Annotated in this window: 26 protein-coding genes and 1 pseudogene; 14 read left to right on the top strand and 13 right to left on the bottom strand. The window is 36.6% G+C overall.

The features are described from left to right. Positions 1-131 precede the first annotated feature (131 nt). Positions 132-2,708, top strand: a complete 2,577-nt coding sequence (locus CXF79_RS06440) for a M14 family metallopeptidase (protein WP_101154389.1) — start codon at positions 132-134, stop codon at positions 2,706-2,708. Positions 2,709-2,720: 12 nt separating this feature from the next. Here the strand turns inward: CXF79_RS06440 and CXF79_RS06435 are convergent, their stop codons facing one another. Next, entirely contained in the window at positions 2,721-3,503 is a 783-nt protein-coding gene (locus CXF79_RS06435; protein WP_232769096.1) for a ComF family protein, read from the bottom strand. A 63-nt stretch (positions 3,504-3,566) separates the two neighbouring features. On the opposite strand from CXF79_RS06435, the gene bioH reads away from it, so the two are divergent. The 3 genes from bioH (at position 3,567) to CXF79_RS06420 (ending at position 5,862) form a co-directional block, all read left to right on the top strand. After that, positions 3,567-4,388 carry a pimeloyl-ACP methyl ester esterase BioH gene (gene bioH / locus CXF79_RS06430; protein ID WP_101154387.1) on the top strand — a complete coding sequence of 274 codons (822 nt, stop codon included), beginning with the start codon at positions 3,567-3,569 and terminating at the stop codon, positions 4,386-4,388. A 105-nt stretch (positions 4,389-4,493) separates the two neighbouring features. Further along, positions 4,494-4,796 (top strand): hypothetical protein, encoded by a 303-nt coding sequence (locus tag CXF79_RS06425; RefSeq protein WP_101154386.1) that lies wholly within the window; start codon positions 4,494-4,496, stop codon positions 4,794-4,796. Positions 4,797-4,821: 25 nt separating this feature from the next. Then, complete coding sequence (locus CXF79_RS06420) at positions 4,822-5,862, top strand: putative metalloprotease CJM1_0395 family protein (RefSeq protein WP_101154385.1); 1,041 nt, start codon at positions 4,822-4,824, stop codon at positions 5,860-5,862. Between the two features lie 6 nt (positions 5,863-5,868). On the opposite strand, the gene CXF79_RS06415 is transcribed toward CXF79_RS06420, so the two are convergent. Then, positions 5,869-6,525, bottom strand: coding sequence for a TetR/AcrR family transcriptional regulator (locus tag CXF79_RS06415; RefSeq protein ID WP_011041088.1), 657 nt, complete (start codon positions 6,523-6,525; stop codon positions 5,869-5,871). A 237-nt stretch (positions 6,526-6,762) separates the two neighbouring features. On the opposite strand from CXF79_RS06415, the gene coaD reads away from it, so the two are divergent. Further along, positions 6,763-7,236 carry a pantetheine-phosphate adenylyltransferase gene (gene coaD / locus CXF79_RS06410; protein ID WP_085961184.1) on the top strand — a complete coding sequence of 158 codons (474 nt, stop codon included), beginning with the start codon at positions 6,763-6,765 and terminating at the stop codon, positions 7,234-7,236. A gap of 3 nt (positions 7,237-7,239) precedes the next feature. Here coaD and mutM read toward each other — a convergent pair whose 3' ends face one another. The 10 genes and pseudogenes from mutM to CXF79_RS06355 form a co-directional block, all read right to left on the bottom strand. Then, entirely contained in the window at positions 7,240-8,055 is an 816-nt protein-coding gene (gene mutM / locus CXF79_RS06405; protein ID WP_101154384.1) for a bifunctional DNA-formamidopyrimidine glycosylase/DNA-(apurinic or apyrimidinic site) lyase, read from the bottom strand. 50 nt (positions 8,056-8,105) lie between these two features. Beyond that, positions 8,106-8,606 carry a hypothetical protein gene (locus CXF79_RS06400; protein ID WP_011041085.1) on the bottom strand — a complete coding sequence of 167 codons (501 nt, stop codon included), beginning with the start codon at positions 8,604-8,606 and terminating at the stop codon, positions 8,106-8,108. Positions 8,607-8,763: 157 nt separating this feature from the next. Next, positions 8,764-8,919 (bottom strand): 50S ribosomal protein L33, encoded by a 156-nt coding sequence (gene rpmG, locus CXF79_RS06395; RefSeq protein ID WP_011041084.1) that lies wholly within the window; start codon positions 8,917-8,919, stop codon positions 8,764-8,766. 24 nt (positions 8,920-8,943) lie between these two features. Then, positions 8,944-9,180, bottom strand: coding sequence for a 50S ribosomal protein L28 (rpmB, locus tag CXF79_RS06390; RefSeq protein ID WP_011041083.1), 237 nt, complete (start codon positions 9,178-9,180; stop codon positions 8,944-8,946). 259 nt (positions 9,181-9,439) lie between these two features. Beyond that, positions 9,440-9,877, bottom strand: coding sequence for a hypothetical protein (locus CXF79_RS06380; RefSeq protein ID WP_101154382.1), 438 nt, complete (start codon positions 9,875-9,877; stop codon positions 9,440-9,442). Continuing rightward, a complete protein-coding gene (locus CXF79_RS06375; protein ID WP_101154381.1) occupies positions 9,864-10,532 on the bottom strand; it encodes an AAA family ATPase in 669 nt (222 codons plus the stop codon). The genes CXF79_RS06380 and CXF79_RS06375 overlap by 14 nt, the downstream gene beginning before the upstream one ends. Before the next feature lie 138 nt (positions 10,533-10,670). Then, positions 10,671-10,979, bottom strand: a complete 309-nt coding sequence (locus tag CXF79_RS06370) for a PilZ domain-containing protein (protein WP_101154380.1) — start codon at positions 10,977-10,979, stop codon at positions 10,671-10,673. Positions 10,980-11,099: 120 nt separating this feature from the next. After that, positions 11,100-11,330, bottom strand: a pseudogene (locus CXF79_RS06365) (JAB domain-containing protein); the annotation flags it as partial. Between the two features lie 295 nt (positions 11,331-11,625). Then, positions 11,626-12,363, bottom strand: a complete 738-nt coding sequence (locus CXF79_RS06360; RefSeq protein WP_101154378.1) for an endonuclease — start codon at positions 12,361-12,363, stop codon at positions 11,626-11,628. A gap of 492 nt (positions 12,364-12,855) precedes the next feature. Then, entirely contained in the window at positions 12,856-13,425 is a 570-nt protein-coding gene (locus CXF79_RS06355) for a helix-turn-helix domain-containing protein (protein ID WP_232769095.1), read from the bottom strand. A 240-nt stretch (positions 13,426-13,665) separates the two neighbouring features. Between CXF79_RS06355 and CXF79_RS06350 the strand changes: the two genes are divergently transcribed. The 8 genes from CXF79_RS06350 (at position 13,666) to CXF79_RS23350 (ending at position 21,285) form a co-directional block, all read left to right on the top strand. Next, positions 13,666-14,433, top strand: coding sequence for an SDR family NAD(P)-dependent oxidoreductase (locus CXF79_RS06350; protein ID WP_101154376.1), 768 nt, complete (start codon positions 13,666-13,668; stop codon positions 14,431-14,433). A gap of 89 nt (positions 14,434-14,522) precedes the next feature. Next, entirely contained in the window at positions 14,523-15,380 is an 858-nt protein-coding gene (locus CXF79_RS06345) for a hypothetical protein (RefSeq protein WP_101154375.1), read from the top strand. A 110-nt stretch (positions 15,381-15,490) separates the two neighbouring features. Further along, on the top strand, positions 15,491-16,231 hold the full coding sequence (locus CXF79_RS06340; RefSeq protein ID WP_101154374.1) for an SDR family NAD(P)-dependent oxidoreductase: 741 nt from the start codon (positions 15,491-15,493) through the stop codon (positions 16,229-16,231). Between the two features lie 89 nt (positions 16,232-16,320). Then, positions 16,321-17,367: a gluconolaconase gene (locus tag CXF79_RS06335; protein ID WP_101154373.1), complete on the top strand. Its 1,047-nt coding sequence runs from the start codon at positions 16,321-16,323 to the stop codon at positions 17,365-17,367. 378 nt (positions 17,368-17,745) lie between these two features. Then, positions 17,746-18,957 (top strand): hypothetical protein, encoded by a 1,212-nt coding sequence (locus CXF79_RS06330; protein ID WP_101154372.1) that lies wholly within the window; start codon positions 17,746-17,748, stop codon positions 18,955-18,957. Positions 18,958-19,573: 616 nt separating this feature from the next. Next, entirely contained in the window at positions 19,574-20,581 is a 1,008-nt protein-coding gene (locus CXF79_RS06325; protein WP_198560043.1) for a DUF4365 domain-containing protein, read from the top strand. Between the two features lie 193 nt (positions 20,582-20,774). Next, positions 20,775-21,011, top strand: coding sequence for a hypothetical protein (locus tag CXF79_RS06320; protein ID WP_138140220.1), 237 nt, complete (start codon positions 20,775-20,777; stop codon positions 21,009-21,011). A 112-nt stretch (positions 21,012-21,123) separates the two neighbouring features. Continuing rightward, positions 21,124-21,285, top strand: coding sequence for a hypothetical protein (locus CXF79_RS23350; protein WP_157825853.1), 162 nt, complete (start codon positions 21,124-21,126; stop codon positions 21,283-21,285). Between the two features lie 545 nt (positions 21,286-21,830). Here CXF79_RS23350 and CXF79_RS06315 read toward each other — a convergent pair. Continuing rightward, positions 21,831-22,370 carry a hypothetical protein gene (locus tag CXF79_RS06315; RefSeq protein WP_157825852.1) on the bottom strand — a complete coding sequence of 180 codons (540 nt, stop codon included), beginning with the start codon at positions 22,368-22,370 and terminating at the stop codon, positions 21,831-21,833. Between the two features lie 93 nt (positions 22,371-22,463). Here CXF79_RS06315 and CXF79_RS06310 point away from each other — a divergent pair, with 93 nt between their 5' ends. Next, on the top strand, positions 22,464-22,676 hold the full coding sequence (locus CXF79_RS06310) for a helix-turn-helix domain-containing protein (protein ID WP_101154370.1): 213 nt from the start codon (positions 22,464-22,466) through the stop codon (positions 22,674-22,676). The last annotated feature ends 1 nt before the right edge of the window (position 22,677 follow it).

Raw genomic sequence — 22,677 nt, 5'->3', positions numbered from 1 at the left:
GTAATCAGTTGAAAAAATACCTGACTGTTTTACTCAAGTATGACCATTTTACGCTGCTATTTAGTTATGTGCTAATGATTTTTACGCTTTTGTTTGATACTTTATATAAGTCAAATACCGAGGTCATCTAGATGTTACTTTTACGAATTCTGATTTTATCCATTACGCTGCTCTGTTCTAACTGTATTATTGCCATGCCCGCGCAAGATTACTTACCGGCAGGTAGCAAATTTAATAGCAAAATATCCTTACCAAGTAGCAACTTAGGATTTGAAATTGGCCAACGCCATGTTAGACATGATCAACTAAAAAGCTATTTTTATCAGTTGGCGAAGGACTCTGAGCGGGTAAATATTACCTCTATGGGAAAAACATCTCAGCAACGAGAACAGTTACTCGTTACCATTTCTAGCTCTGAAAACTTAGCAAATCTATCGAGTATTCTCAGTGAACGTAACCTGTTTTCTCAAAAGAAAGGTCAGCTAGATAATCAAAAATCCGACAAAGCCCCCTTAGTTATTTGGTTAGGTTATAGCGTGCACGGTGATGAAATAAGTGGTGCGAATGCAGCCATGATAGTTGCTTATTATTTAGCAGCCAGTACCGATGCAAAGTTGGTTGAATTACTTGCCAATACTGTGATCGTATTAGAGCCTAGTATTAACCCTGACGGAATGGATAGGTTTGTTAATTGGGTTAGTACTTATCGCAATTCTACTGACAATAGCGATGCCAACCATATAGAACACCATCAAGGCTGGGTTACAGGGCGAACCAATCATTTCTGGTTTGACTTGAACCGCGACTGGTTATTACTCTCTCAACAAGAAAGCCAACATCGATTAGAATATTTCCACCAATACCAACCCCACGTTGTTGGTGATTTTCATGAAATGGGTCATAACAGCAGTTATTTTTTTCAGCCTGGCATCCAGAGTCGTACCCACCCACTGACACCGAAAAGAAATGTTGAACTTACTACCACGCTAGCAAAATTTCATGCTTCAGCATTAGATAAACAAAAACGTCTTTATTATAGCGAAGAGAATTTCGATGATTTTTACTACGGTAAGGGCTCAACCTATCCTGATATTAATGGCAGCATAGGTATATTGTTCGAGCAAGCTAGTGCTAGAGGAATGCAGCAAGAAACAATCAATGGCTTACTGACGTTAGAGTTTAGTATAGAAAACCATGTGACCACCTCCCTCTCTACCATCAATGGTGCTTGGGAAAATAGAAAGCAATTAAAGCAATACCGCAGTGAGTTTTATCAACAAAGTAATAAACTAGCAAAAAAAGAAGATTTTACCGGCTATTTACTGCACGAAGGTAGCGATAAATTTCGCCTCAATACTTTGTTGTCAAAACTCGCGCAGCATAAAATTAAGGTTTATCCGCTGATCGCTGACTTTGAATTTGAAGATACTGAATACCAGAAAGATAACAGTTATTACGTACCTCTTGCACAACCTCAGTTTCGACTAATTCAAGCTTTGTTTAATCAACAAACTAACTTTAAAGATAATACTTTTTATGATGTTTCGGGTTGGACAATGCCGTTAGCTATGAATATTGAATCTATCCCAGTAAACCGTACTCGTAGACTAAAGTTGGCGAAACAAGCGTGGGCCATGCCTTCAACGACCAAACCAAACAATAAAAGCATATCAGCGTACGGCTACATTTTTGAATGGCATCACTTTTTAGCGCCTAAGTTACTCAATAAGCTTCTAAATAATAATATCAAAGCAAAAGTAGCAACTAAGCCTTTCACAAGTTTAATCAATGGTGAAACCAAGCAGTTTGAAGCGGGTAGCATAGTGATTCCTGCTGGCATTCAACAGATCGAAAATTGGCAAGAGACATTAATTTCCGCCAGTAATAGTGCTGGTATTAAGTTGAGCAGTATTAGTACCGGTTTGACCATGAAAGGGGTTGATATTGGTAGCAGTTCATTAAAGCCAATTAGTAAGGCTAAAACACTTTTATTAGGGGGTGCTGGCATATCTCAATACGAAGCAGGTGAAGTCCGCTTCTATCTCGATGAAACACTTAATATCCCACTATCTATTATCGACCATAATCAGTTAAGACAAGTCGACTTATCGAGCTATAGCCATATCATTCTCGTTGATGGTGATTACCAGCACGTTACTGATGATACTGCGAAAAAAATCAAAGCATGGGTTAAACAAGGCGGGGTGATAATCAGTCAAAAGCGTGCGTCTCTTTGGTTAGCCAAACAAGAAATATTACGTGCTAGGTTTGTTACTAAAGAACAGATAAATCAATTGTTTGATGATGAAAAACTCAACTATCAAGATAAAGAAAGCCTCGCTAGTCGTAAACGCATTGCGGGCGCTATTTTCCAAGTACAGTTAGATACTAGCCATCCGCTCGCTTATGGCTATCAACAAAGCTTATTGCCTTTATTCCGTAATAGTAATTTGATAATGGAACATCCCCAACAGCCATTTATAACCTTAGCAAAATATACGCCAGCACCTTTACTCAGTGGTTATACTGACAAAAACTTGGTTAATCGATTAGCACATAATGCCGCGATTGTTGCTCACAATGTCGGCAAAGGCCGAGTAATAGCAACAACAGAGGTACTAGCATTTAGAGGTTATTGGCATGGGAGTGCAAAATTACTCGCTAACAGTTTATTTTTTAGTAAAGCTTTTTCTGCGCCATATAAATAATTTGATAAAAGATTAACTAATCACGGGTCCATTATTCTTCGCATTAGGCACTGTTAAACAAACCGTTACTAAGGTAACGGTTTCAACGCCAGCTTGTTTTAACAGTTTGCTTATCTCACTGACTGTGGTGCCAGTTGTGACCACATCATCAACAATCAAAACATGTTTTATATGGCTTCCTAACTTTCTTTGTAAAGCAAAGGCGTTGGCTAAATTTTTTCGTCGTTGACTGCCCGTTTTTCCCATTTGGCTATCATTGTTTTTTACTCTCAGCACTAAGTTGGCGTCATAGGGTAATGATAATGTCTCGGCAAAAGTCTTTGCAATGAGATGCGCTTGGTTATAACCACGAACCTGCCATTTCTTAATATGTAGAGGTACTGCTAGCACTAAATTAATGGGGGTAATGGTTTGATTCATTATCATTGCTTGCCACTGAGCACAAAGTAATACACTAAATAAACTTGCTAACTCGAAACGCCCTAAGTATTTCATTTGAGCTAACCATTTATTAAAGGGGTAAATATAAGGTGATAACGCAAATAACTGTTCAAAGTGAATATTGGGTAACGCACGGTGAACCGCAGGCCAACGTAGTAAATTACCTGCGATTAGACTTTGATTGAAATAGGGCAAATCATTTACACAGGACTGACAGAGTAGTGCTTGTGATAACGAATAACCAAGTAGATAGCTATCACTGACGTTTGCGCCGCACAAATCACAGCAGCTTATACTCTTGAGTGTATCGATGTAATACCGCTTAAATATATTTGAATCTAGCTTCCATGCCATATTGCTTACCTTTTGCCTTATGATATAAACTAATACCATGATAATTATAGTGCAGTAATAAGCATGGCAAAAAGCTTAACATTTTCCACATTTCCTCCTAATAACACACTAAAAAAAAATGTAATTCCTATTGTTCTTCTTCATGGTTGGGGGTTAAATTCAGGTGTTTGGCAGCCACTGTTAGAGTTATTCCATAGAAACGATGAGAGTATCTATCAGCTCATAACCATTGATCTACCAGGCTTTGGTATCAATAGCGCTGTTGATATAAAACCTTACTCTTTAGCAAATATTTGCCATCATATCGAACAAGTAATTGACCAACCGGCTATTTACCTTGGTTGGTCATTAGGCGGCTTAATAGCGACGGAAATGTCACTTAAGTACCCAGAAAAAGTATTAGCATCAATTACTGTTGCCAGTAGCCCATATTTTGTCGAACAACCGACAGATAACTGGCCAGGTATAAAAGAAAATGTATTAGAGAGCTTTCATAAACAATTAGCACAAGATACTGCGAAAACAATTAGTGGTTTTTTAAAGATTCAAGCAATGGGCAGCCCTCATATCCGACAAGACTTAAAACTAATTACCCAGTTAGTTATGGCACATACTCTCCCTAGTCAGCAAACTTTAGCTGACTCACTCGCGTTATTAAGTAACAGTGATTTTCGCCTACATTTATCAAAAATCAAACAACCACTTCTACGGTTATACGGACATAACGATAGCTTAGTGCCCAAAGAAGTAATGGAAAAAATCAGTTATTTAGCACCAAATAGTGACCAACACTTATTTGCTGATGCTTCTCATGCACCATTTATTTCTCACCTTGATGATTTTTATCAGGTATTAGTCGTTTGGCTTGATTCACACTTTAACTAACAGCATAAAGGATAGTTACCCTCTCTAGGGTAATTTCACCTTTACTTTTTCGTTGTTTAGATTAATAATTAACCAATGTAGCTTATTGACAATAAAGGCTTACCTGTGGAAATACCATCTGCAATGAATTCAGGTTTACAAGGTTTACAAAATGCGAGAGCAACAGGTGATCAAGCTGCTGAGGATATTGTCGCCAGTACTACTTTGAGTAATGAAACACAAAAGAATCCTGCTAATAACGGTGAGGTTAATACTGAGCTAAGCAATCCAAGTCGCAATAATGAATTGCCTGATTTAAACCAAGCGATAGTCAATTTGAAAGTGGCTGAGTATCAAACTAAAGCTTCAACAGAAGTGATTAAAAGTGCTGATGATTCACTAGGCACCCTCCTTGATGTAACCGCCTAAGCTTACTTAGCAATTAATTTTACTTATGAATATAACCCCGCATACAGCAAACTTACCCTTAGCCACCGTAGTCAATCCGCCTACGGAAGGCTTGCGTCGAGAGAATCATCAACGAGAAATTATCACCAAAGTTGCTGCTACCAATCCATCCGCTGCTGATAAAGGTGTCGCTTCAGATAAAGATCGAGCTCGTACACCTGCTCAAGCAAACGAACAAGTCGATTTTGCTAATTTAAGAAAGCAAGCAGAGCATGCTGCCAGTTCTATTTCTGAGCAAGAAAATCAACAAGACAATCAACAAGATGATCAACAAGGTAAGTCTCAGCAAGACGAGCAGAATTCTAAGCAAAACCAAGAAGACCAACATTCGAGCACTAACAGCAGCACTTCAGAGAACGATAGAGCTGAAACAAACAGTAACCAAGTGCGTGCTGACGAAAAAATTATTACTCAGTTGCAACAAAGAGATAAAGAAGTCAGATCGCATGAGTTAGCTCACGCAACGGCAGGCGGTGCTGCCACAGGCTCACCTTCATATACTTTTGAAATAGGGCCTGACGGGAAAAAATATGTAACGGATGGGGAAGTTGCAGTAGATTTAAGTAACGTAGCAGGTGACCCACAAGCCACTATAGTTAAGATGCAAAAAATACACGCTGCAGCAATGGCACCAACGAATCCATCAGCACAAGATACTCGAGTAGCAGCTAGCGCAGCACAAAATATTCTCGCGGCACAATCAGAGTTATTAGCACTCAAAGGTAATGAAGCAACTCAATCAGATTCAGCAGATAAAAGTCTGAATACACAGATAAATGCTACTTCAGCTTATGAAAACAATCATGATAAAAGAAATGAATTTGATGCATTAATTAATCAAACATTATCCGCACAAGATGCTGTAATCTCTGACTCATCGAATCAAAAGCTAGCCTCAAATCTAGGTGTAAAGTCTGTACAGACAAGTGACGTTCAACAGCGAGCACAACGAATTGAAAGCTTTTACTTCACTGTCAGTCAAGGTTATGAAAAACCTGATAACTTTCAATTCAAAATAACAGCATAACTAGAATTAAGCTGTTTCTGCCTCTTCACGATATCTTTGCTGGTACACATCGCGAGCGTGATTAAGTTCACTAATTGCATGTGCTTTAGTATACGGACGTAGGATAACTAATATTTTAAGTACCCCCTGGTAGAATACTGAATCATTCACTTCATTCACTATGGTCTGAGTTTGATGAAAACTAACCCAAAAGGTATTAATCAGACGTAAAATACTGACAATATCAGCCAACTCATCATCATTAAAGTCAATATAATCAGCAGCTCTTAATGAAATAAGAAGTTGACTAACGCGTTCTGAAATGGACTGTTGCACTTCAACATATTTTTCTCGCAAAATCGGATTTTTATCCAATAGCACAGGTAGATTGCTATAGAAGAAACGAAATTTCATTGTCGTTTGAAAAACAGAATCCATATACAAAATAAGTGAATCTAATGGTTTTACTTCTGAAGAGACCTTTGGCAAAGTCTCTAATAGCAAGCTACGTGCGTACTCTTCGTAAATAGATAAAATAATGTCTTCTTTATTACGGAAATGATAATACAGATTACCAGGGCTAATGGCTAAGTGAGCAGCGATATGGTTAGTGGTAACATTACGCTCTCCTTGCTCATTAAATAATTCAATACTGGCTTGGATTATTTTATCTCGGGTTTTCATGTAGCTACTTCTTAATTTGATTTGATTAAAACTAGCTCAATAATACTATCAAAATTCAGTATATATAAAGCGTTTTGAGTAAATACTTTAGGTTTATTTGCTTTTTTTTGTGATTATTTATTCAATTTTGTTGATTATCGATGACTTAGCAGAAAAATTGAAAACATAAATACTTGTCAGTACGTTACTTATCCCATTACAATGACACCTAACAACCGTTAAAAAATACAATAAATAATTATGATAAGAGCTATATATCCGGGTACTTTTGATCCAGTAACTAATGGCCATAGTGACCTAATTGTTCGTGCCAGTAAGTTATTTAGTGAGGTAATTATTGGTGTAGCTTCAAGCCCCAGTAAACAGCCTCGTTTTGATTTAGAACAACGAGTTGCCATGCTTGAGCAGGTTACCCAGGACCTAACAAATGTAACTGTTGTTGGCTTTAGTGGTTTATTAGTTGATTTTGCTAAGCAATATCAAGCTAAGGTACTTATTCGTGGCTTACGAGCCGTCTCTGACTTTGAGTATGAATTTCAACTGGCCAACATGAATCGTCGCTTATCCTCAGAACTTGAGAGTGTATTTCTAACACCAGCAGAAGAGAATTCATTTATTTCTTCAACCTTGGTAAAAGAAGTCGCCCTTCACAAAGGTGACGTTGGCCAATTTGTTCACCCTGTAGTAAAAGCGGCGCTCGATAAAATCTAACGATTAATCCTGTTGACAGCTAGGACAAAAAACAGAGCTACGATTAGACTGTCTAATTTCTTGTAATTTTGTTTTGCAAGTCACACAGGCTTCTCCTGCTCGGCCATATACCATAAGTGATTGAGCAAAATAACCAGGTCGACCATCGGCTTGGGTAAAATCCTTAAGCGTAGTGCCGCCCTGTGCAATCGCAGCACTCAACACTTTTTTTATAATAGTCGTTAAACTGTTCATCCGGTGTTCATCAATATCTTTTGCTTTCGCTGTCGGTAAAATTCCCGCTTGAAACAGTGCTTCATTAGCATAAATATTACCGACTCCTACCACGACATGGTTATTCATTAAAAAAGTCTTGATAGGTACTTTGCGATTTTTTGCTTTACTAAACAAATAACCCTCAGCAAAGTCATCACTTAATGGCTCTGGCCCGAGTTTCGCTAATAAGCCGAGTTCATCTTCATCATTAGCTAGCCATAACACTGCACCAAAACGGCGAGGGTCATTCAGTCGCAAGCTTTTGCCATGCTTAAAAACTAGATCAAAGTGGTCATGTTTCGCTACAGGAGTATCTTGTTCAATTACTCTAATGGTACCGGACATGCCTAAATGCAATAATAAAGTCCCCGTTGAAAAACGCAATAATAGATATTTTGCACGTCGCTCAACCTTGAGCACAGGTAAACCAACAACAGAACAGACTTCATCTGGAATAGGCCATCGTAAGCGCTTATTACGAATAATGACCTCACTGACCTCCTGAGCTATAACATGAGGGCTTATACCTAAGCGGCACACTTCTACTTCGGGTAATTCTGGCATAATCTCTCCTCGTGAATATAATTGTAGGCGTTATCTAGTGAATCTAATCTTTACAAACTAACAGGTAATAGTTGTTGGGCTAAGGTTGCAGGTAGTGCTAACCAGACATTATCTCGTTGCTGATAAACTAATAATTGATCGTCTAATGGGTATAATATAAAAGTTCTTACCTGTGATTCACCAGCTAAAGCAATTTTTACTGCAACACCTTGAGCACTATCAATCATAATTTCAGCTGCCTGTACTAAGCCACTACTCTGTTGCCATGCAAACATCATCTGCTCAATCTGCTGTTCCGATTTTTCCAGCGTTATACCCTTAGCGGTTAATTGCCAACTACGACCCACGCGTTCTAATAACACACGTTGGCTTTCTGAAAAATCAATCGCTAACGTTAAAATAACACCATGCTGTGGCAAAATTAATCGCTCACCATTGTGAGCACTCTCTTCATTAGGAAAGAGCTTATCGTTAGTCGCATTGATTAATAAAATTATAGTCATAACTGAAAAAATAATGACATTGTTCCAGCCGGTCCGAGATAATTTCATACAAATTATTCCAATAAATCTAGTAAATATATCATACTGAAGTCTTCACTGAATAGCGTGAATAACTACTGCACAACTCAAAGATATATACTTAATGCTATTTTTCAGGCATAAAAAAACCCGGTAAAACCGGGTTTTTTATAAAAACAAAAATTAATTACTTAATTTTAGCTTCTTTATAGATTACGTGCTTACGAATGGTTGGATCAAACTTTTTGATTTCCATTTTTTCAGGCATAGTCTTTTTATTCTTATCTGTAGTATAAAAATGACCAGTACCAGCACTAGAAACTAAACGAATTTTATCGCGCATAATAATTTCCTTAAAATAAAGTTATTAAACTTTTTCGCCACGGGCACGGATGTCAGTTAATACAACATCAATACCTTTTTTATCGATAATACGCATTCCTTTCGGAGTTAAACGTAATTTAACGAAACGATTTTCACTCTCAACCCAAAAACGGTGAGATTGAAGGTTAGGTAAAAAACGACGACGAGTCGCGTTTCTTGCGTGAGAACGGTTGTTTCCAACCATTGGCACTTTGCCTGTTACTTGGCAAATTTTAGACATGTGAGTACTCCAATATTAATTTCAGCTCGAGCTATTTGTTCCCCAAGACCGTCGTCTCGGGATCCTGAAAAAGGTGGCATATTATAGAGAAACTGAATAACGAATACTAGTCTTAATAAAAAAATACTAAAAAAACAGTATTTATCAAATTTTTTCATATAGTTAAGTAGGCAATACAAAGATGAAACTCACTTGAATTGTGAGCTTTCGACTAAATCTTGTCTCTTTCAAGTGTAAAAATCCAACAAAAGTTAAACAATCAACCGATTCCAGATTGTAGTAATTTCTTCAATTGTTCGTTTTGTTCTTTATTACACAATTCATCAATCAGAATACGCAATATATGTGATTTAGCTAAATCTGAACCTTCAGATAAGCCTTGTAACTGTTCTATTGCTTCTTCACTTAGCGTAAATGTTGCTCGCCTAAAAGGTTTAACAACTCTAGCTCTAACACCTGCTTTGACTTCTACCGCCTGCTGATGTTCTATTTCAGTCATTTCAACATAACGCCTAGCTTCGCTAATCGCTTGTTTAAGGCTCAGCTTATGACTCGCCTGTTCATTATTTGTTAATTCACTAACAATTTTAGGCGTACCTTTCGCGTAGTTTTCAGCATCCGAAATAAATTCATCAATGGTGAATTTTTTCTTTTTTTCTTTGCTATCCTTGCCTTTCTTTAAATCAGTTAAACTCATGTAAATTATCCGGTTCCATCGCCAATAATTCTTCGGCAATAGTCATCATCTCATGGGCAGCTTTACCTGTAGGGTCTATTTCAATAACAGAAGAGCCCTGCTCTTCACTATCATCATAAATATTTCGATTATAGGTTATAGCATCTAAAACATTAATACCATAGGATCTGCATACCTCTTTTGCCTCAAGTATCCTACCCATCTGGTTTGGTAATGCAGGACATTGAGTTATCACAAAAGAAGCCATCATTTTCGGATTCACCATTTTGCAAGTACTGAGCATGTCTTCCATATGGGGCACTGTTTTTAAATCTCGTCTTTTGGGTCTTAAGGGAATAATTACATGGTCAGCAACTGACATAGCAGCGCGCAAAGCGAGGTTATCTTGGCCACCACAATCAACAATAACATAATCATAGTGTTGTACTAGACTCAGTAAATCATTACGAATTTTTCCATACAATTGAATACAGTTAATTGCGGGTAGTGATGGGTCACTATTTCTTGCTTGGATCCAATCAGAAGTTGTTCTTTGGGGATCGCAATCAACCATTAGGACAATTGCTTTTTTATTTCCGGCGAAATATACTGCGAGATTCTGTGCCAAACAACTCTTACCACTGCCACCTTTTTCACCACCCACTAAAATCATCATACCCTTTTATCCTTTACTACTATCAAATTAACATGCTGCAGTATTATAACTGCAATCTACGGCTTACAAAGTTAAGTGCAGCTCAATCTCAATGAACTATTATTTCACTTTATATACGTACAAGTTCTGTTGGTAACACTAGTCATTGCTATCTAATGTCAACGCAACTTCATACCAACCATTTTCTTGCTTAATACATCGCAACACCTTGCCATAAAGTTTTTGACTGTTAGTACTAGCAGATTTAAACTCGATTGTGACGGGGGTTTGCAAAGGTAAAAACTGATCACAATCAATCTTTAATCCGCCACGAGAGAAATCAAGACAAGCTATTTTCTTACTCCGCTCTTTACCTTGTCCATCTAACCAAATAATATCAACTAACTCTTTTTCCATATCTAAACGGAATGATTGGCGACGATCCATCTCATCACTACTCTCTGTCATCAGATAACCCTTATTTTTCTTAGTTATTACTTTTAATATTATTAACTTACTCTATTAACAATAATTGCCTTTAAGCTTTTTAGCAACTTCTCTACCTGTTTTTATACTTATCAGAAAAAATTATACAAGTTCTCCATGCTCAGCAAATGAATAACATTGATTACCTGCCACAATAATATGGTCCAATACTCGTACATCAATCAATTGTAGCGCTTGAATTAGTTTGTCTGTTATTTGCTTGTCGGCAAGACTGGCCTCAGCAACACCAGAAGGATGATTGTGGGTTAAAATGACTGCTGCCGCATGATGATTTAGGGCTTGTTCTACCACAACTCGAGGGTAAACCGACACTAATGCACAATATTTATTGAGAACACTATGAAAGTGCTGCATACAAAGACTTTCTAATAGATCAGGAAAAATAGTTTTTTTGCATAAATAAGATGAGAATATGCGATTAAGTTCTCAACATTAATGTTAATATATGCAAGTCAATAATGAAGCATACTTGGATTAGAGTAACTCGGTTATATAGAGTCATTAACAATACTCAATTTAAAGATCACTTTGTGCCATTAGTTAGCTTTTCCATCGCAATCAGTTGTGTATGGAATAGGCGATTAATTGGCATCAAGGATATTTATTATTACCAGATGCTGACCGATTTACATCGACTTTTCAACACATTGTTCTCGCTTTGCTGCAAGCTAGTTATTTTCTTCGCTCTAGCGCATTCCCAAGTATCTACGGGGTACATTTTATCCCAAGCAGTCATTAGTTGGCGTTGTGTTTTACTCATGGTATATCGCTTGTAAGCACCATCCATGTATAGGTACGTGCGAGCTATTCTGCCTCTAGCACTGACGGGCGGTTCAGCTTTACGGTTATCTATCTTCATGGCACAACTACCAAAGTCACTTGTAGCACTAGGTAGCATAGTGAAGTTGTAATTACTTCTAAGCGCGTTCACAGCACCTATAGCAGGATAAAGGTTAAACATGTCAGCTTGCATATAGCGATATTCAGTGTTTACTTTCTCAGCACACTTACGGCCTTTAAATGCTTTACCTTGACTACTGATGCATTGCTTATCTCCATCACGCCACTCGCTAAAAGTACGACCGAAATTCTCAGCTGGCACAACATGTTCCCACTCGATCTTTTTAGCGCGCTTAACATACTTAGTTGTAGTGAAGCCTGAAGGTGGCGTTACATTTTTCTTAGCGTCAAAAGTAGCACCGCAATAAAGTGTTGTTCGGTGATTGTTGTAAACCTGCTTTTCTAAGATCTTCTTAGCTTTGCTAAATGATTGTACCTCTTGGTTGGCTGCTAAAGCTGGTGTGGTGATCAAAGTTGCTATTAATAAGCTTATTATTGTTTTCATTATCGTACTTTAGACTGAATTATTGAGTGAATATGCCAGTAATTGCGAACTAGTACAATGCATTAACTTGTTGTCTGCTAATAAAGAAGTGTTAATAGCTCCACAGAGCCACTCTGACAGAAAGGATGGAGGTTCTATACATACATGAAGGGGTGCTGTTAGTGGCATCTCGTTAAGCCAACTTGGCTAGTATCTATTGTCAACTTGTGCGCTAAACGGAATAAAAGTAGTCAAAATATCAACTGTCAGCTTTCTGATCATACAGCGGACATCAATTTATAAGTTCTATGGCACTAAGGGGCACAAAGCGCCGTATAGTATATTTTCATTTTTAAGTAAAAAATCCTCTGTTCCGAAAAATAGTTAAACCACGCCAGTAATGGTTTTAGTTTCTACTCTCGTATTCTCTTGGTGGTTAACTTCTTTTCTAAATTTTCTATTGAACAATGTTGCCATAATTGAGTATTCTATATTTCAGGAACAGGTTTTAACTTATTGTTGAATGTTATTTTCATAAGAAACAAAGAACGTACCTTTAGCTAGCGGACCTTGTCTGTTTTCAAAGCGGTGGGGTGTAGACGCCTTAAATTTTATTGCCTGCCCAGCTTTTACCTCAATTTTTTTAGAAGAAAGAAAAAGGGTCAATTCTCCTTGTTCAACCCATATGTATTTCACGGTATCAGATACAGGATTTGCAGAGAATGATGTTTTACCATGACTAGTAAAATAAAATTGATAAAAATCCGCAGGAGAAGAGTTAGATCTAGTCGTTAGTTGATGACAAACAAATACACTACCTTTCTTACTCACAATATTATCTTGTGATGGCATTAATATTTTTATGTCATTTAACCCCGTCGGCGCTTTAACAAAATCTTCAAGGCTAATACTCATCGCATTGGCCAGTTTAGCTAGTATCACAATAGTCGGGCTTTTTTGTCCGCTTTCTATTTGAGCGATCATTGATCGGCTAACACCTGAACGATCAGCTAGGCATTGTAAGCTTTCGTTATTTGCCAGCCTAAAACTTCGAATAAATGAACCAATATAATCAAAATTCATACAGCATCCTCTATAGTGGATTTTAATCACTATAGGGTATTAATCTGAAAATATAAAGCCTAACATGCCTCCATCTTAAATTTATCGTGAATTAGACAGTAAAGTGAAAAATTGTGTAGTAGACATAAAAGATGAGAGCTCTGATATAAATTTTACTATTTTGGCGCTATTCAAATAAGTTGGTTGTAAGTTTACAATTTTTTCGCAATCTATAGAACAAACTTAATTAAGGAAATTAATATGAAATTACTAGAAAATAAATGTGGAATGATTGTTGGTGCAACGTCTGGTATCGGCAGAGCCGCAGCCTTACTTTTCGCTAAAGAAGGAGCAAAAATTGCTGTTATTGGAAGAAGAACTGATCTCTTAAAATCTTTATGTGCAGAAATAACACAGGCAGGTGGACACATCATTATGATTACCGCTGATGTCACTAAAGCAGAGGATGTCGTCCGTATGGTTCGTGAAACTGTATCTGCCTTTGGCAACCTTGATTTTGCCTTTAACAATGCAGGGACAATAGGAAACTTTGTTTCTATGTTAGACCAATCGGAGCAAGACTGGGATAACACCATTGATACCAACCTTAAATCTGTGTGGATGTCTATTCGTGAACAGGCTAAAGCGATGAAAGATAATGGCGGTGCTATTGTCAATACTTCTTCTTGGTTAGCTATTGGTGCTTTAGTTGGCTCTACATCTTATTCAGCCAGTAAAGCGGGGATAGATGGATTATTACGTCCAGCAGCACTAGAACTCGCTGATATGGGGATACGTATCAATAATATAAATCCAGGAGGTGTAGATACAGAGATGACCCGTGAAGCTTTTCAACATGATGAAGCTACTCTGGATGCCTTTGGAAAATCACACCCAATAGGTCGGATGGGCTCACCAAAAGAAATTGCCGATTTAGCTGCGTTTCTTCTATCTGATAGATCTTCAAACATCACAGGCCAAGCTATTGTAATTGATGGTGGTTATGCTATTCCAGGCCAGAGATTTTAAGATTTGTAGTGGTTAAATGCATCAGAGTAAGTTCGCTATTAAATACAATCAATTATTCAATATTCAGTTAATCTTCAGCGGGAAAGTACATGAGAAATAAACTATTAACGTCAGCTTTAGTTATGATATTTAGTTGGCAGGTAACTTCAGTTAATGCTGAAAAAACACTATGGTCACAGCCTATTTTCGATCAGCCTGAGTCTGCATTACTAAATTCAATGAGCAATGAAATCCTCATTAGTAATATCAATGGTGGTGCCTTAGAGCTTAATGGAAAAGGATACATTAGTCGTGTATCTACTTCAGGGGAGCTACTACAAAAACATTGGGTAAAAGAACTCGATGCGCCAAAAGGAATGGGGCTATTTGGCCAAAAGCTTTATATTGCTGATATGCAAAAATTACATGTAGTTGATACAACGACAGGAAAGATTATCACTAGCTACTTTGCAGGCAACAGCAAAATGCTTAATGATGTAAGCATTGATGAGGGAGGTAATGTTTATGTATCAGACATACTTGGGGGTTCTATCTATCGATTAAAGGGAGGTAAGTTTGAAAAGTGGTTTAGCACACCATTGATAGAACATCCAAACGGATTATTAGTGGATAAAGGGAGCCTTTATGTGGCCAATTGGGGCCAGGGGTTACATGAAGATTTTAGCACTGATGAGCTAGGAAAAATTTATCGTTTGTCACTATTAAACCCATATTCTCAAATTGAAGTAATAAGTGGTGCACTAGGAAACTTGGACGGTCTAGTGAGTCATAAGGGGCAATTTATAGTCAATGATTGGGTAAGTGGAAATGTATTTCGTATTCATAATGGTCAATCAGAGCTGTTATTCAACGCAGGTAAAGGTGTAGCAGATATAGGTATATATCAAGGTGAATTATTATTACCTATGATGTTCGATAATCGCATAGATAGCTACAAGTTGGACTAAACGATAAACATGTTTAGTCACAAAACTCAACTTTGGTTGAATTTTGTGACGGACCATATTCTATCAACCTTAACATATCCCTTTAAATCTATCGTGAATTAGGAACAAAAATGACAAATCGTGTAGTAGCAATTACCGGTGGAAGCTCTGGTATTGGCTTAGCTATCTCAGAACTTTTTTTAAAAAACGGTTACAAAGTAGCTATTTTTTCTCAGTCTTTAAAGAGAATGAAAAGATTTAAACAGAAATCACCTAATAATATATTTATATTTTCTGGAGATGTCAGTGTAAATGAGGACTTAGAAAAATTTTATTTACGTTGTAATGAATTATGGGGAGGAATTGATACTGTTATCGCCAATGCGGGAATCGCATTACCTGAAAATGTTACAGACGTAACTGAGGATAGCTTTAATAAGAGTATTGATATTAACTTTAAGGGAGTGTTTTTTACTGTTCAAAAATCAGTAGCATATCTTAATAATAGATCTTCTATTATTTTGCTTTCATCTATTCAAGCACAGCGCGGGGCTGGTATCTGGTCGGTATACGGAGCAACTAAAGCCGCTGTACGTTCGTTAACTCGTTCTTTTGCACAAGAACTAGCCGGAAAAGGTATTAGAGTTAATAGCCTATCTCCTGGTGTAATTGATACGCCTATTTTGGAAAAGTTCGGCTTTGACGAAGGTAACCTAACCGAAATGCTTACGCAAGTCTCTGTGAAGACTCCACTGGGTCGCATTGGTAAACCTAACGAAATAGCAGAGTCTGCGTTATTTTTAGCCTCAGGTGCGGCTTCATTTATTACTGGGGCTGACTTACAAGTCGATGGCGGTTTAGCACAAATTTAAATAAGGGATTAAACATGCAATTTCTAGAAAATATATGTGGAATGATTGTTGGCGATTATGCTACTTCAGAGCAGCGAGGATAAAGAGTAATGAAAGTTAATCGAATGGTTACGGTGAAAAATGCTTTAATTTTAGTGGGGATATTAGTCACGTCTTCTTTGTTGATGATAACTAATGTAGCAGTAAGCAAACCAGTAACTGTTTCTCCAAAATCTGAGCGAATAACATTATCCCAAGGTATTCGTTATCCTAATGGCATTACACATGACAAAAATGGTGCGTTATATATCGGCTCCGTCGTTAGCGGTAATATTCTAAAAAAAATGGAAAATGGTAAACAAGAAATTATTTTTAAAGAAACAGACGATGTCTTCGCCGGTACCAGCTTACGTTATGACCCACTGACTGATATTCTTTGGGTTGCTTCTCCAGATTTTTTAGGTGTTACAGATGAGGAGGGTAATGTGACACGCCGTCCTCATCGCATAGCGGCTATCGATCTGTCTAGCCGCCAATTAATCAAAATTTGGTTAATACCGGACGGAGGATTTGGTAATGATATAGCCTTAGACGCTACGGGTGGTATCTATGTCACTGATAGCATTAAAGATCGCGTATATCACTTAAGTTCTAAGTCATCTGAATTTAGGGTACTATTGGAAAGTAAGCTCTTCACACCTGGACGTCTAGGACCTGCGGGAATTGCAGTACTCCCAAACGATGATTTAATTATTGGTTTGTACTCCGATGGAGGCTTAGTACAAGTTACTCAGAGCAAGAATGGTAGTTCGCCTGAAATACATCGGTTAAAATTAAAACGGCCTCTTGAGAACCCTGATGGTTTACATTCCTTGCCAGACGGTCGCCTACTCGTACTTGAGGGGGCTTCTAAGAGTGGCGACGGTAGACTGAGCCTAATTGATTTAAATACACAGCCCCCTTATTCAGTGAAAACTCTAGTTAATGACATTGAATCACCGTTAAATCTAACGCTAAAAGGGAATAAGCTCTTTATAACCGAAAGTCGATTGCGTCATATTTTGTTAAATGACGCTAAGATGGCTGTGCCACAAGAGTTTTTCCTTAGAAAAATAGATATTAATAGCAAAGTTTATGAAGGCATTTATGTAGAATAGATAATGAATACAAAGTAAGCTTCACATTATGTAAAGGTTGTCATGAAATGTTTTATAGCTTCTATCTCACTTTGGGGGCGATAGCGCCATAGAGTATATATGCTAATGTCAGCTATCCTTGAAGATAGCTGACATAAAAGTGGAGTTTTTTACTCTAATTATTTAGACCGCTTTGTGGTAGCTAGTGAAGTTAGATGAATGAACACTGGTAGTTTTCCCTCACCAAAAGCTAACGTCAAAAAAGTGCCTTCGAGACATTATCCTAAAAATTTTATCAATACTTTTTCTAATACGTTATCATCTATCTTTTAATAAAATGTAACCTTACAAGGTAGCTAGCCTTGCACGGTAAACATAATAAGCTGTTAGGCGATAAGTATGGATGCAGAGTTAATCGAAAGCTTTCTTAAAAATAATCCGAAAGCCCGAAGAGCAAAAGAAGGGGTTATTATAGATACAGATAATGGATTCCTTCACTTGAGGGGGGCTATTAAAACAAGTGATTATGAAGGGCTAGGTGAAGACGCTACATTTTTTGCGCCCTTTTGTTCAGTAGCAGATATTAAGAAAATAAACTCTCCTAAAACAGCCTCAGACTTCTTATTACAGTTACGGGCAGAATCAATTGTAGACAACCCAAGGCTTAACCGAGTCTTTTTAGCTAGAAAAGGCAATAAGACAAATTGGTCACTTGAAAAGTATTATTTAGATCGTAAGCGCGAAGAAACGTATCTTTCTAATTTATCAAAAGGTAACTACGAAAAGCTTAAAAGTATTCCTTCCGGTAGCGTATATCTTGACGGCGCAAATGCAATTTGTACAAAAACTAAAGCTGGGAACATTATTGCAATATCAGAACCCTTAGAATATTTCCTTTATTTTATGAATATATTTTTCTATGGAGAAGACTTTGGAATAAAGGATGAAGATACTCAGGCATCTTTTAGAATAGCTCAAAGAATAATGGCTGGTCATGAATCTTTTGATTTTGATATAGATCCTAGAGGAACTCTACCTGAACATATTCATGGATGGATGAAATCTATTACTGACTTACAATACCAATTTATATTAGGCCATGAGTACTCTCATCACTTGCTTGGTCATGTCAAAGATTCTAACTTACGCACTGATTCACTTTCTTCCTTTATGGCAATGCATGAAGGAAAACATACGATTCAACACTACAAATACTCTCATAAACTTGAATATGATGCTGATTGGTATTCAATAAAAAATATAAAAGGTAACTCAAAATTTAAGGATGATTTATCAAAGGCCGCTTTCTTAACACTAATGTACCTAGAGACTAGTAGAATTGTTCTCGATTATACAAACCCAAGGCGAACTAATCAGGTTAGTTCTCATCCTGATCCTTCTAGCAGGATTTATAAAATACGAAAAAAACTAAATAACAAATATGGTTTTAGCAAAGACCAACTAGAAAATAATTTAGGTTATTTGAAAGACTACACAGAACAGTTTATTTCTAAATATTTAGTTTTTAACTTTGATAGTTTTGAGGAATATGGTTCACATTATTTACCAAGTTATAAAACTAGATTATTAAATGATAGGGTTGATTACTAGTCGCCTAAGAAACTGCTTAAACGGACAAAAAACAGTTGGCTTTTGCTCGTTCCTCGCTAATTTCAGCCAACAATTTTATTGCCGCTTAGCAAGGCGTTATCAATACATAATCTAATCCGAAACGTTGTTTGGCGCTTGTTAGCTAATGTCTCCAATGTGGTAAAAGTGATCCTTAGCCTTTAACCGATGAATGGTGAAAAATAGTTCATCGTTAATGACTTCTTGGTGCGCATTGCGGACATTACAGCTAAAAATATTGCCATACATTTTCTGATGAATTAACTAGTAGTGTAAACGATGTAATTTCCTTTCTATGGAAGTCTGTATGATTTTTCATGGTGTGTTACTAAGACGTCTTAGTAACACACCATTTATTATAATAAATACCCTATAAAGTCACTTAACCACCTGAATTTATGATGTTTTGTTTGCTTTGTGCTTAAGGCGTGTTACTGAGACGTCTTAGTAACACGCCTTAATACACATGTGATTTAACATTACTAGTTTCTAATGCTTTGAAAATATGGGATATTAATGTAAATTAAATGTTATTTATGGTGCGTGTGTTACTAAGACGTATACATAATAAGCTGTTAGATATGTCAGGGAGACTTCGGTGTCATTTCCAAAGTATACAAAAAGTAATCTAATCGGTGATAATGGGGTCAACATTGTTTCTCGCTTAGTAAATAATCAGTTTCAATGGATATTTAGAGTCAATCATAATGAACATGACTTTGGCATTGATGGATACATTGACATCGTTACTGATGATGGCGGAGTTACTGGACAAACTTTGGCGGTTCAGATTAAAACTGGTGAGTCCTTTTTCTCTAGAGAAGAATCTGACGGTTACGTTTTTAGAGGTGAAAATAAACACCTAAACTATTACATCAACAGTTCTTGTCCTGTGCTAATTATCCTATGTCACCCGAAAACAGAAGAATGTTATTGGACTGCTTTTGATCCGAATATCATTGATGGCACATCAAATGGCTGGAAAATGGTCATAAAAAAATCCCAATCATTACGCATTAATCAAAAAGAAAGTTTATTAGCTTTAGTCGGCGACCCTATTGATGCAACAGAAGAATTGAAAGCACAATGGGAACTCAATAAGAGCATTAAGGAAGCAAGCTTTGTTTATTATGTTATTGCTAGAGAAGATATTGAACATAATGAATTTCAATTTTTAATCGATTTTTTCAAAAGGCTCCAACTAAATGATGATATGTGTAAAAAATCACAGGGTCACGTTGAATTAATGATCCACGGCTATGACCATTTAGATACCGAGCTTTGGGAAATTCCTGAGGTTAGAGAATGGTTAAAACAAGTTGAACCTAAAATAAAGTATTGGTTCTATTTTATTAAAACAGAAATGCCGTGTTATTGGCTTCAAGTGATGATGATGGCAGCTTGTGACGCAAAATGGATAAATCGTCCTTACCCTTATAAAGTAAAAAATCTTGGACAGGTTACTTTTGATACTGAGAAGTTCACACCTTTTATGGATAGAAACTTTTGCTGGTTGGATGAAATGACTGACAGAATGAACATGACGATTGATGATCGCAAACGGATTGCTAATGAAGTGGAAATAGCATTGAGGCTTAAAGCTTGACATATCTAACAAGGCAATTAAACGGAAAATTAACAGTTGGCTGTTTTCCGCTTCGCTACAAACTTTAGCCAACTATTAATTTCCGCTTATTACGGCGTTATATTTATATCGAAGAATGGAGTCTTTAATAATGTTTCCCAAATGTTTTAACTGTTCAAATAATATACCTTTGAGTTGGTTTCTTGGTGCCTTTATGTGGACGAAACATCGATGTGTTGCATGTGGTGAACTACATGAATTTACTAATTCACGTAGACTTTATAGTGGTCTAGTTGGTGCTGGAGTTGTACTTATTCCATCCTTACTTGACGGGATTATTTCATCTCAAGGAGTACGTTTTTTACTCATTGGCTTAATACTATTTCTCGTATTATCAATTATTCCAGGACAGCATCGATTAATCCCAAACAAAAGTGTTGATGTAAAATAAATATAACAAGTCGTTAAAGCAGGACAAATAACAGTTGGCTTTTGCTCCTTCGTCGCTTATTTTAGCCAACAATATTTTGCCTCTTAACGAGGCGTTATAAGGAACGGAAGCCTTGCGTAAAACTCTAGGTTTATTGCTCGTAATCAATTTAACTTCTTTTTCCTCATTAAGTGAGGAGGTTGCTGATTGCTCTTTGCCTTTAGGTAATAGAACACTACCATCTGATAATGACATTATAGGTGTTTGGCATCATCAATTATCAATTATCAAGTGAGAAGTCTAAGAAGTCGAAAGCTTGTAACTTTAAAGCAGATCATTCATATTCTTGCTATGTGTCTGAACTCTTTCCTATTGAAAAGACTAATTACTTTTCAAAACATGATTATTATATCGCAAGTGGTAACTGGAGCATCGATAAGAGTACCTTTGTTATTTGGGCTCCTTTCACATTCGTTTCCTTTTCGGAAAATTCATTTCAAATTCAAAACAAAGAAGGATTCACAGAAATATTTTTTAAAAATAATACTTGTGTAAGTTCCTTATAACAAGGCAATCAAACGGACACGTACAGTTGGCTCGGTTCCGCTTCGCTTCACATTTTAGCCAACAATTACTTAGCCGCTTATTGTGGCGTTATCGATATAAAATCTAATCTAAACGTATCAATTCAAGCTCCTGCATAATGTCGGCTTTGTGGCAATAGTGACGCTTAAAGAAACCCTCTCAAACATCGTAGTTTTTAGCACCAATAAATATTGGTACTAATGTTCCCTTGGTGGCATTAGTTAACCTTAGATAATATTCAAAGCGCATTATCATTTAGCTTATTTTCATTTGATTTCGTATTGATATCATATCTTTTATTGCTATTATTTTTCCTAAAAAATTATAACTTTTATCTCTAGCTGCTTGGTGTTTTTCTTTTAAAATCAGATTGATTTCAGGAAATTGGTTTGATAAACGGATATATTCTTCTGACTCCCCGATAGCAGACAACATACCTACTTTGTATTCTTTCAATATATTTTCAAGTTTGTATAAAGAAGGCTGTTCGATTTTTACATAATGTGCTTTCTCAATTGAATTTATTGATGAAAATTCAGCTTTATCAAAAGTACTACTTGGAATATAAATTGCCTTTTGAGAATATTTATCTCCAACCTTAATTAGAATGCCTAAATGAATTAATTTCAAAATCTGTCTATATATATATTTTCTAGTCTCTTTTGAACACTTAGGATTAATAGAGCGCTTTAAATATTCATCTCTGATGCTTATTATTGCAAACCCATTAGATAAATTTTCTTTTATTAACATTAACAATAAAGAATCTATTTTTATTTTTTTATATTTCATCATTTTTACCACATAAAACAAATTGCTCCGTTAACAGAGCAATTTTAGGTTTTTTCTTTGTGACAATCAAGCTCTGTTATCGGAGCAATAGATGTTATGAATATTATTGGTAGAAATGTAAAAGCCGCTCGAGAGAAAAATGAGTGGACTCAAGAACAATTAGCTGCAAAATGTAATTTGCTGGGATGGAATATTAGCCGTAGCACTTTGGCAAAAATAGAATCAAGAGTTAGGAGGATAACCGATATTGAAGTGAAAACTTTATCGTTAGCTTTGAATACAGGCATTGAACTTTTATTTAAGGACTAAC

Origin of the sequence: Colwellia sp. Bg11-28, from assembly GCF_002836245.1 — a bacterium.
GTDB lineage: Bacteria > Pseudomonadota > Gammaproteobacteria > Enterobacterales > Alteromonadaceae > Colwellia > Colwellia psychrerythraea_A.
This window is presented reverse-complemented; position numbering and strand designations above follow the sequence as displayed.

Bases quoted from the DNA above. Each gene is read 5' to 3' on its own strand.
- rpmG (WP_011041084.1), bottom strand. From the start codon at position 8,919: ATGCGCGATAAAATTCGTTTAGTTTCTAGTGCTGGTACTGGTCATTTT.
- CXF79_RS06360 (WP_101154378.1), bottom strand. From the start codon at position 12,363: ATGAAAACAATAATAAGCTTATTAATAGCAACTTTGATCACCACACCA.
- CXF79_RS06415 (WP_011041088.1), bottom strand. From the start codon at position 6,525: ATGAAAACCCGAGATAAAATAATCCAAGCCAGTATTGAATTATTTAAT.
- bioH (WP_101154387.1), top strand. From the start codon at position 3,567: ATGGCAAAAAGCTTAACATTTTCCACATTTCCTCCTAATAACACACTA.
- CXF79_RS06440 (WP_101154389.1), top strand. From the start codon at position 132: ATGTTACTTTTACGAATTCTGATTTTATCCATTACGCTGCTCTGTTCT.
- CXF79_RS06355 (WP_232769095.1), bottom strand. From the start codon at position 13,425: ATGAATTTTGATTATATTGGTTCATTTATTCGAAGTTTTAGGCTGGCA.
- CXF79_RS06370 (WP_101154380.1), bottom strand. From the start codon at position 10,979: ATGACAGAGAGTAGTGATGAGATGGATCGTCGCCAATCATTCCGTTTA.
- CXF79_RS06420 (WP_101154385.1), top strand. From the start codon at position 4,822: ATGAATATAACCCCGCATACAGCAAACTTACCCTTAGCCACCGTAGTC.
- CXF79_RS06335 (WP_101154373.1), top strand. From the start codon at position 16,321: ATGAAAGTTAATCGAATGGTTACGGTGAAAAATGCTTTAATTTTAGTG.
- CXF79_RS06315 (WP_157825852.1), bottom strand. From the start codon at position 22,370: ATGATGAAATATAAAAAAATAAAAATAGATTCTTTATTGTTAATGTTA.
- CXF79_RS06340 (WP_101154374.1), top strand. From the start codon at position 15,491: ATGACAAATCGTGTAGTAGCAATTACCGGTGGAAGCTCTGGTATTGGC.
- CXF79_RS06350 (WP_101154376.1), top strand. From the start codon at position 13,666: ATGAAATTACTAGAAAATAAATGTGGAATGATTGTTGGTGCAACGTCT.
- CXF79_RS06345 (WP_101154375.1), top strand. From the start codon at position 14,523: ATGAGAAATAAACTATTAACGTCAGCTTTAGTTATGATATTTAGTTGG.
- rpmB (WP_011041083.1), bottom strand. From the start codon at position 9,180: ATGTCTAAAATTTGCCAAGTAACAGGCAAAGTGCCAATGGTTGGAAAC.
- CXF79_RS06400 (WP_011041085.1), bottom strand. From the start codon at position 8,606: ATGAAATTATCTCGGACCGGCTGGAACAATGTCATTATTTTTTCAGTT.
- CXF79_RS06320 (WP_138140220.1), top strand. From the start codon at position 20,775: ATGTGGACGAAACATCGATGTGTTGCATGTGGTGAACTACATGAATTT.
- CXF79_RS06310 (WP_101154370.1), top strand. From the start codon at position 22,464: ATGAATATTATTGGTAGAAATGTAAAAGCCGCTCGAGAGAAAAATGAG.
- CXF79_RS06380 (WP_101154382.1), bottom strand. From the start codon at position 9,877: ATGAGTTTAACTGATTTAAAGAAAGGCAAGGATAGCAAAGAAAAAAAG.
- CXF79_RS06435 (WP_232769096.1), bottom strand. From the start codon at position 3,503: ATGGCATGGAAGCTAGATTCAAATATATTTAAGCGGTATTACATCGAT.
- mutM (WP_101154384.1), bottom strand. From the start codon at position 8,055: ATGCCAGAATTACCCGAAGTAGAAGTGTGCCGCTTAGGTATAAGCCCT.
- CXF79_RS06375 (WP_101154381.1), bottom strand. From the start codon at position 10,532: ATGATGATTTTAGTGGGTGGTGAAAAAGGTGGCAGTGGTAAGAGTTGT.
- CXF79_RS06330 (WP_101154372.1), top strand. From the start codon at position 17,746: ATGGATGCAGAGTTAATCGAAAGCTTTCTTAAAAATAATCCGAAAGCC.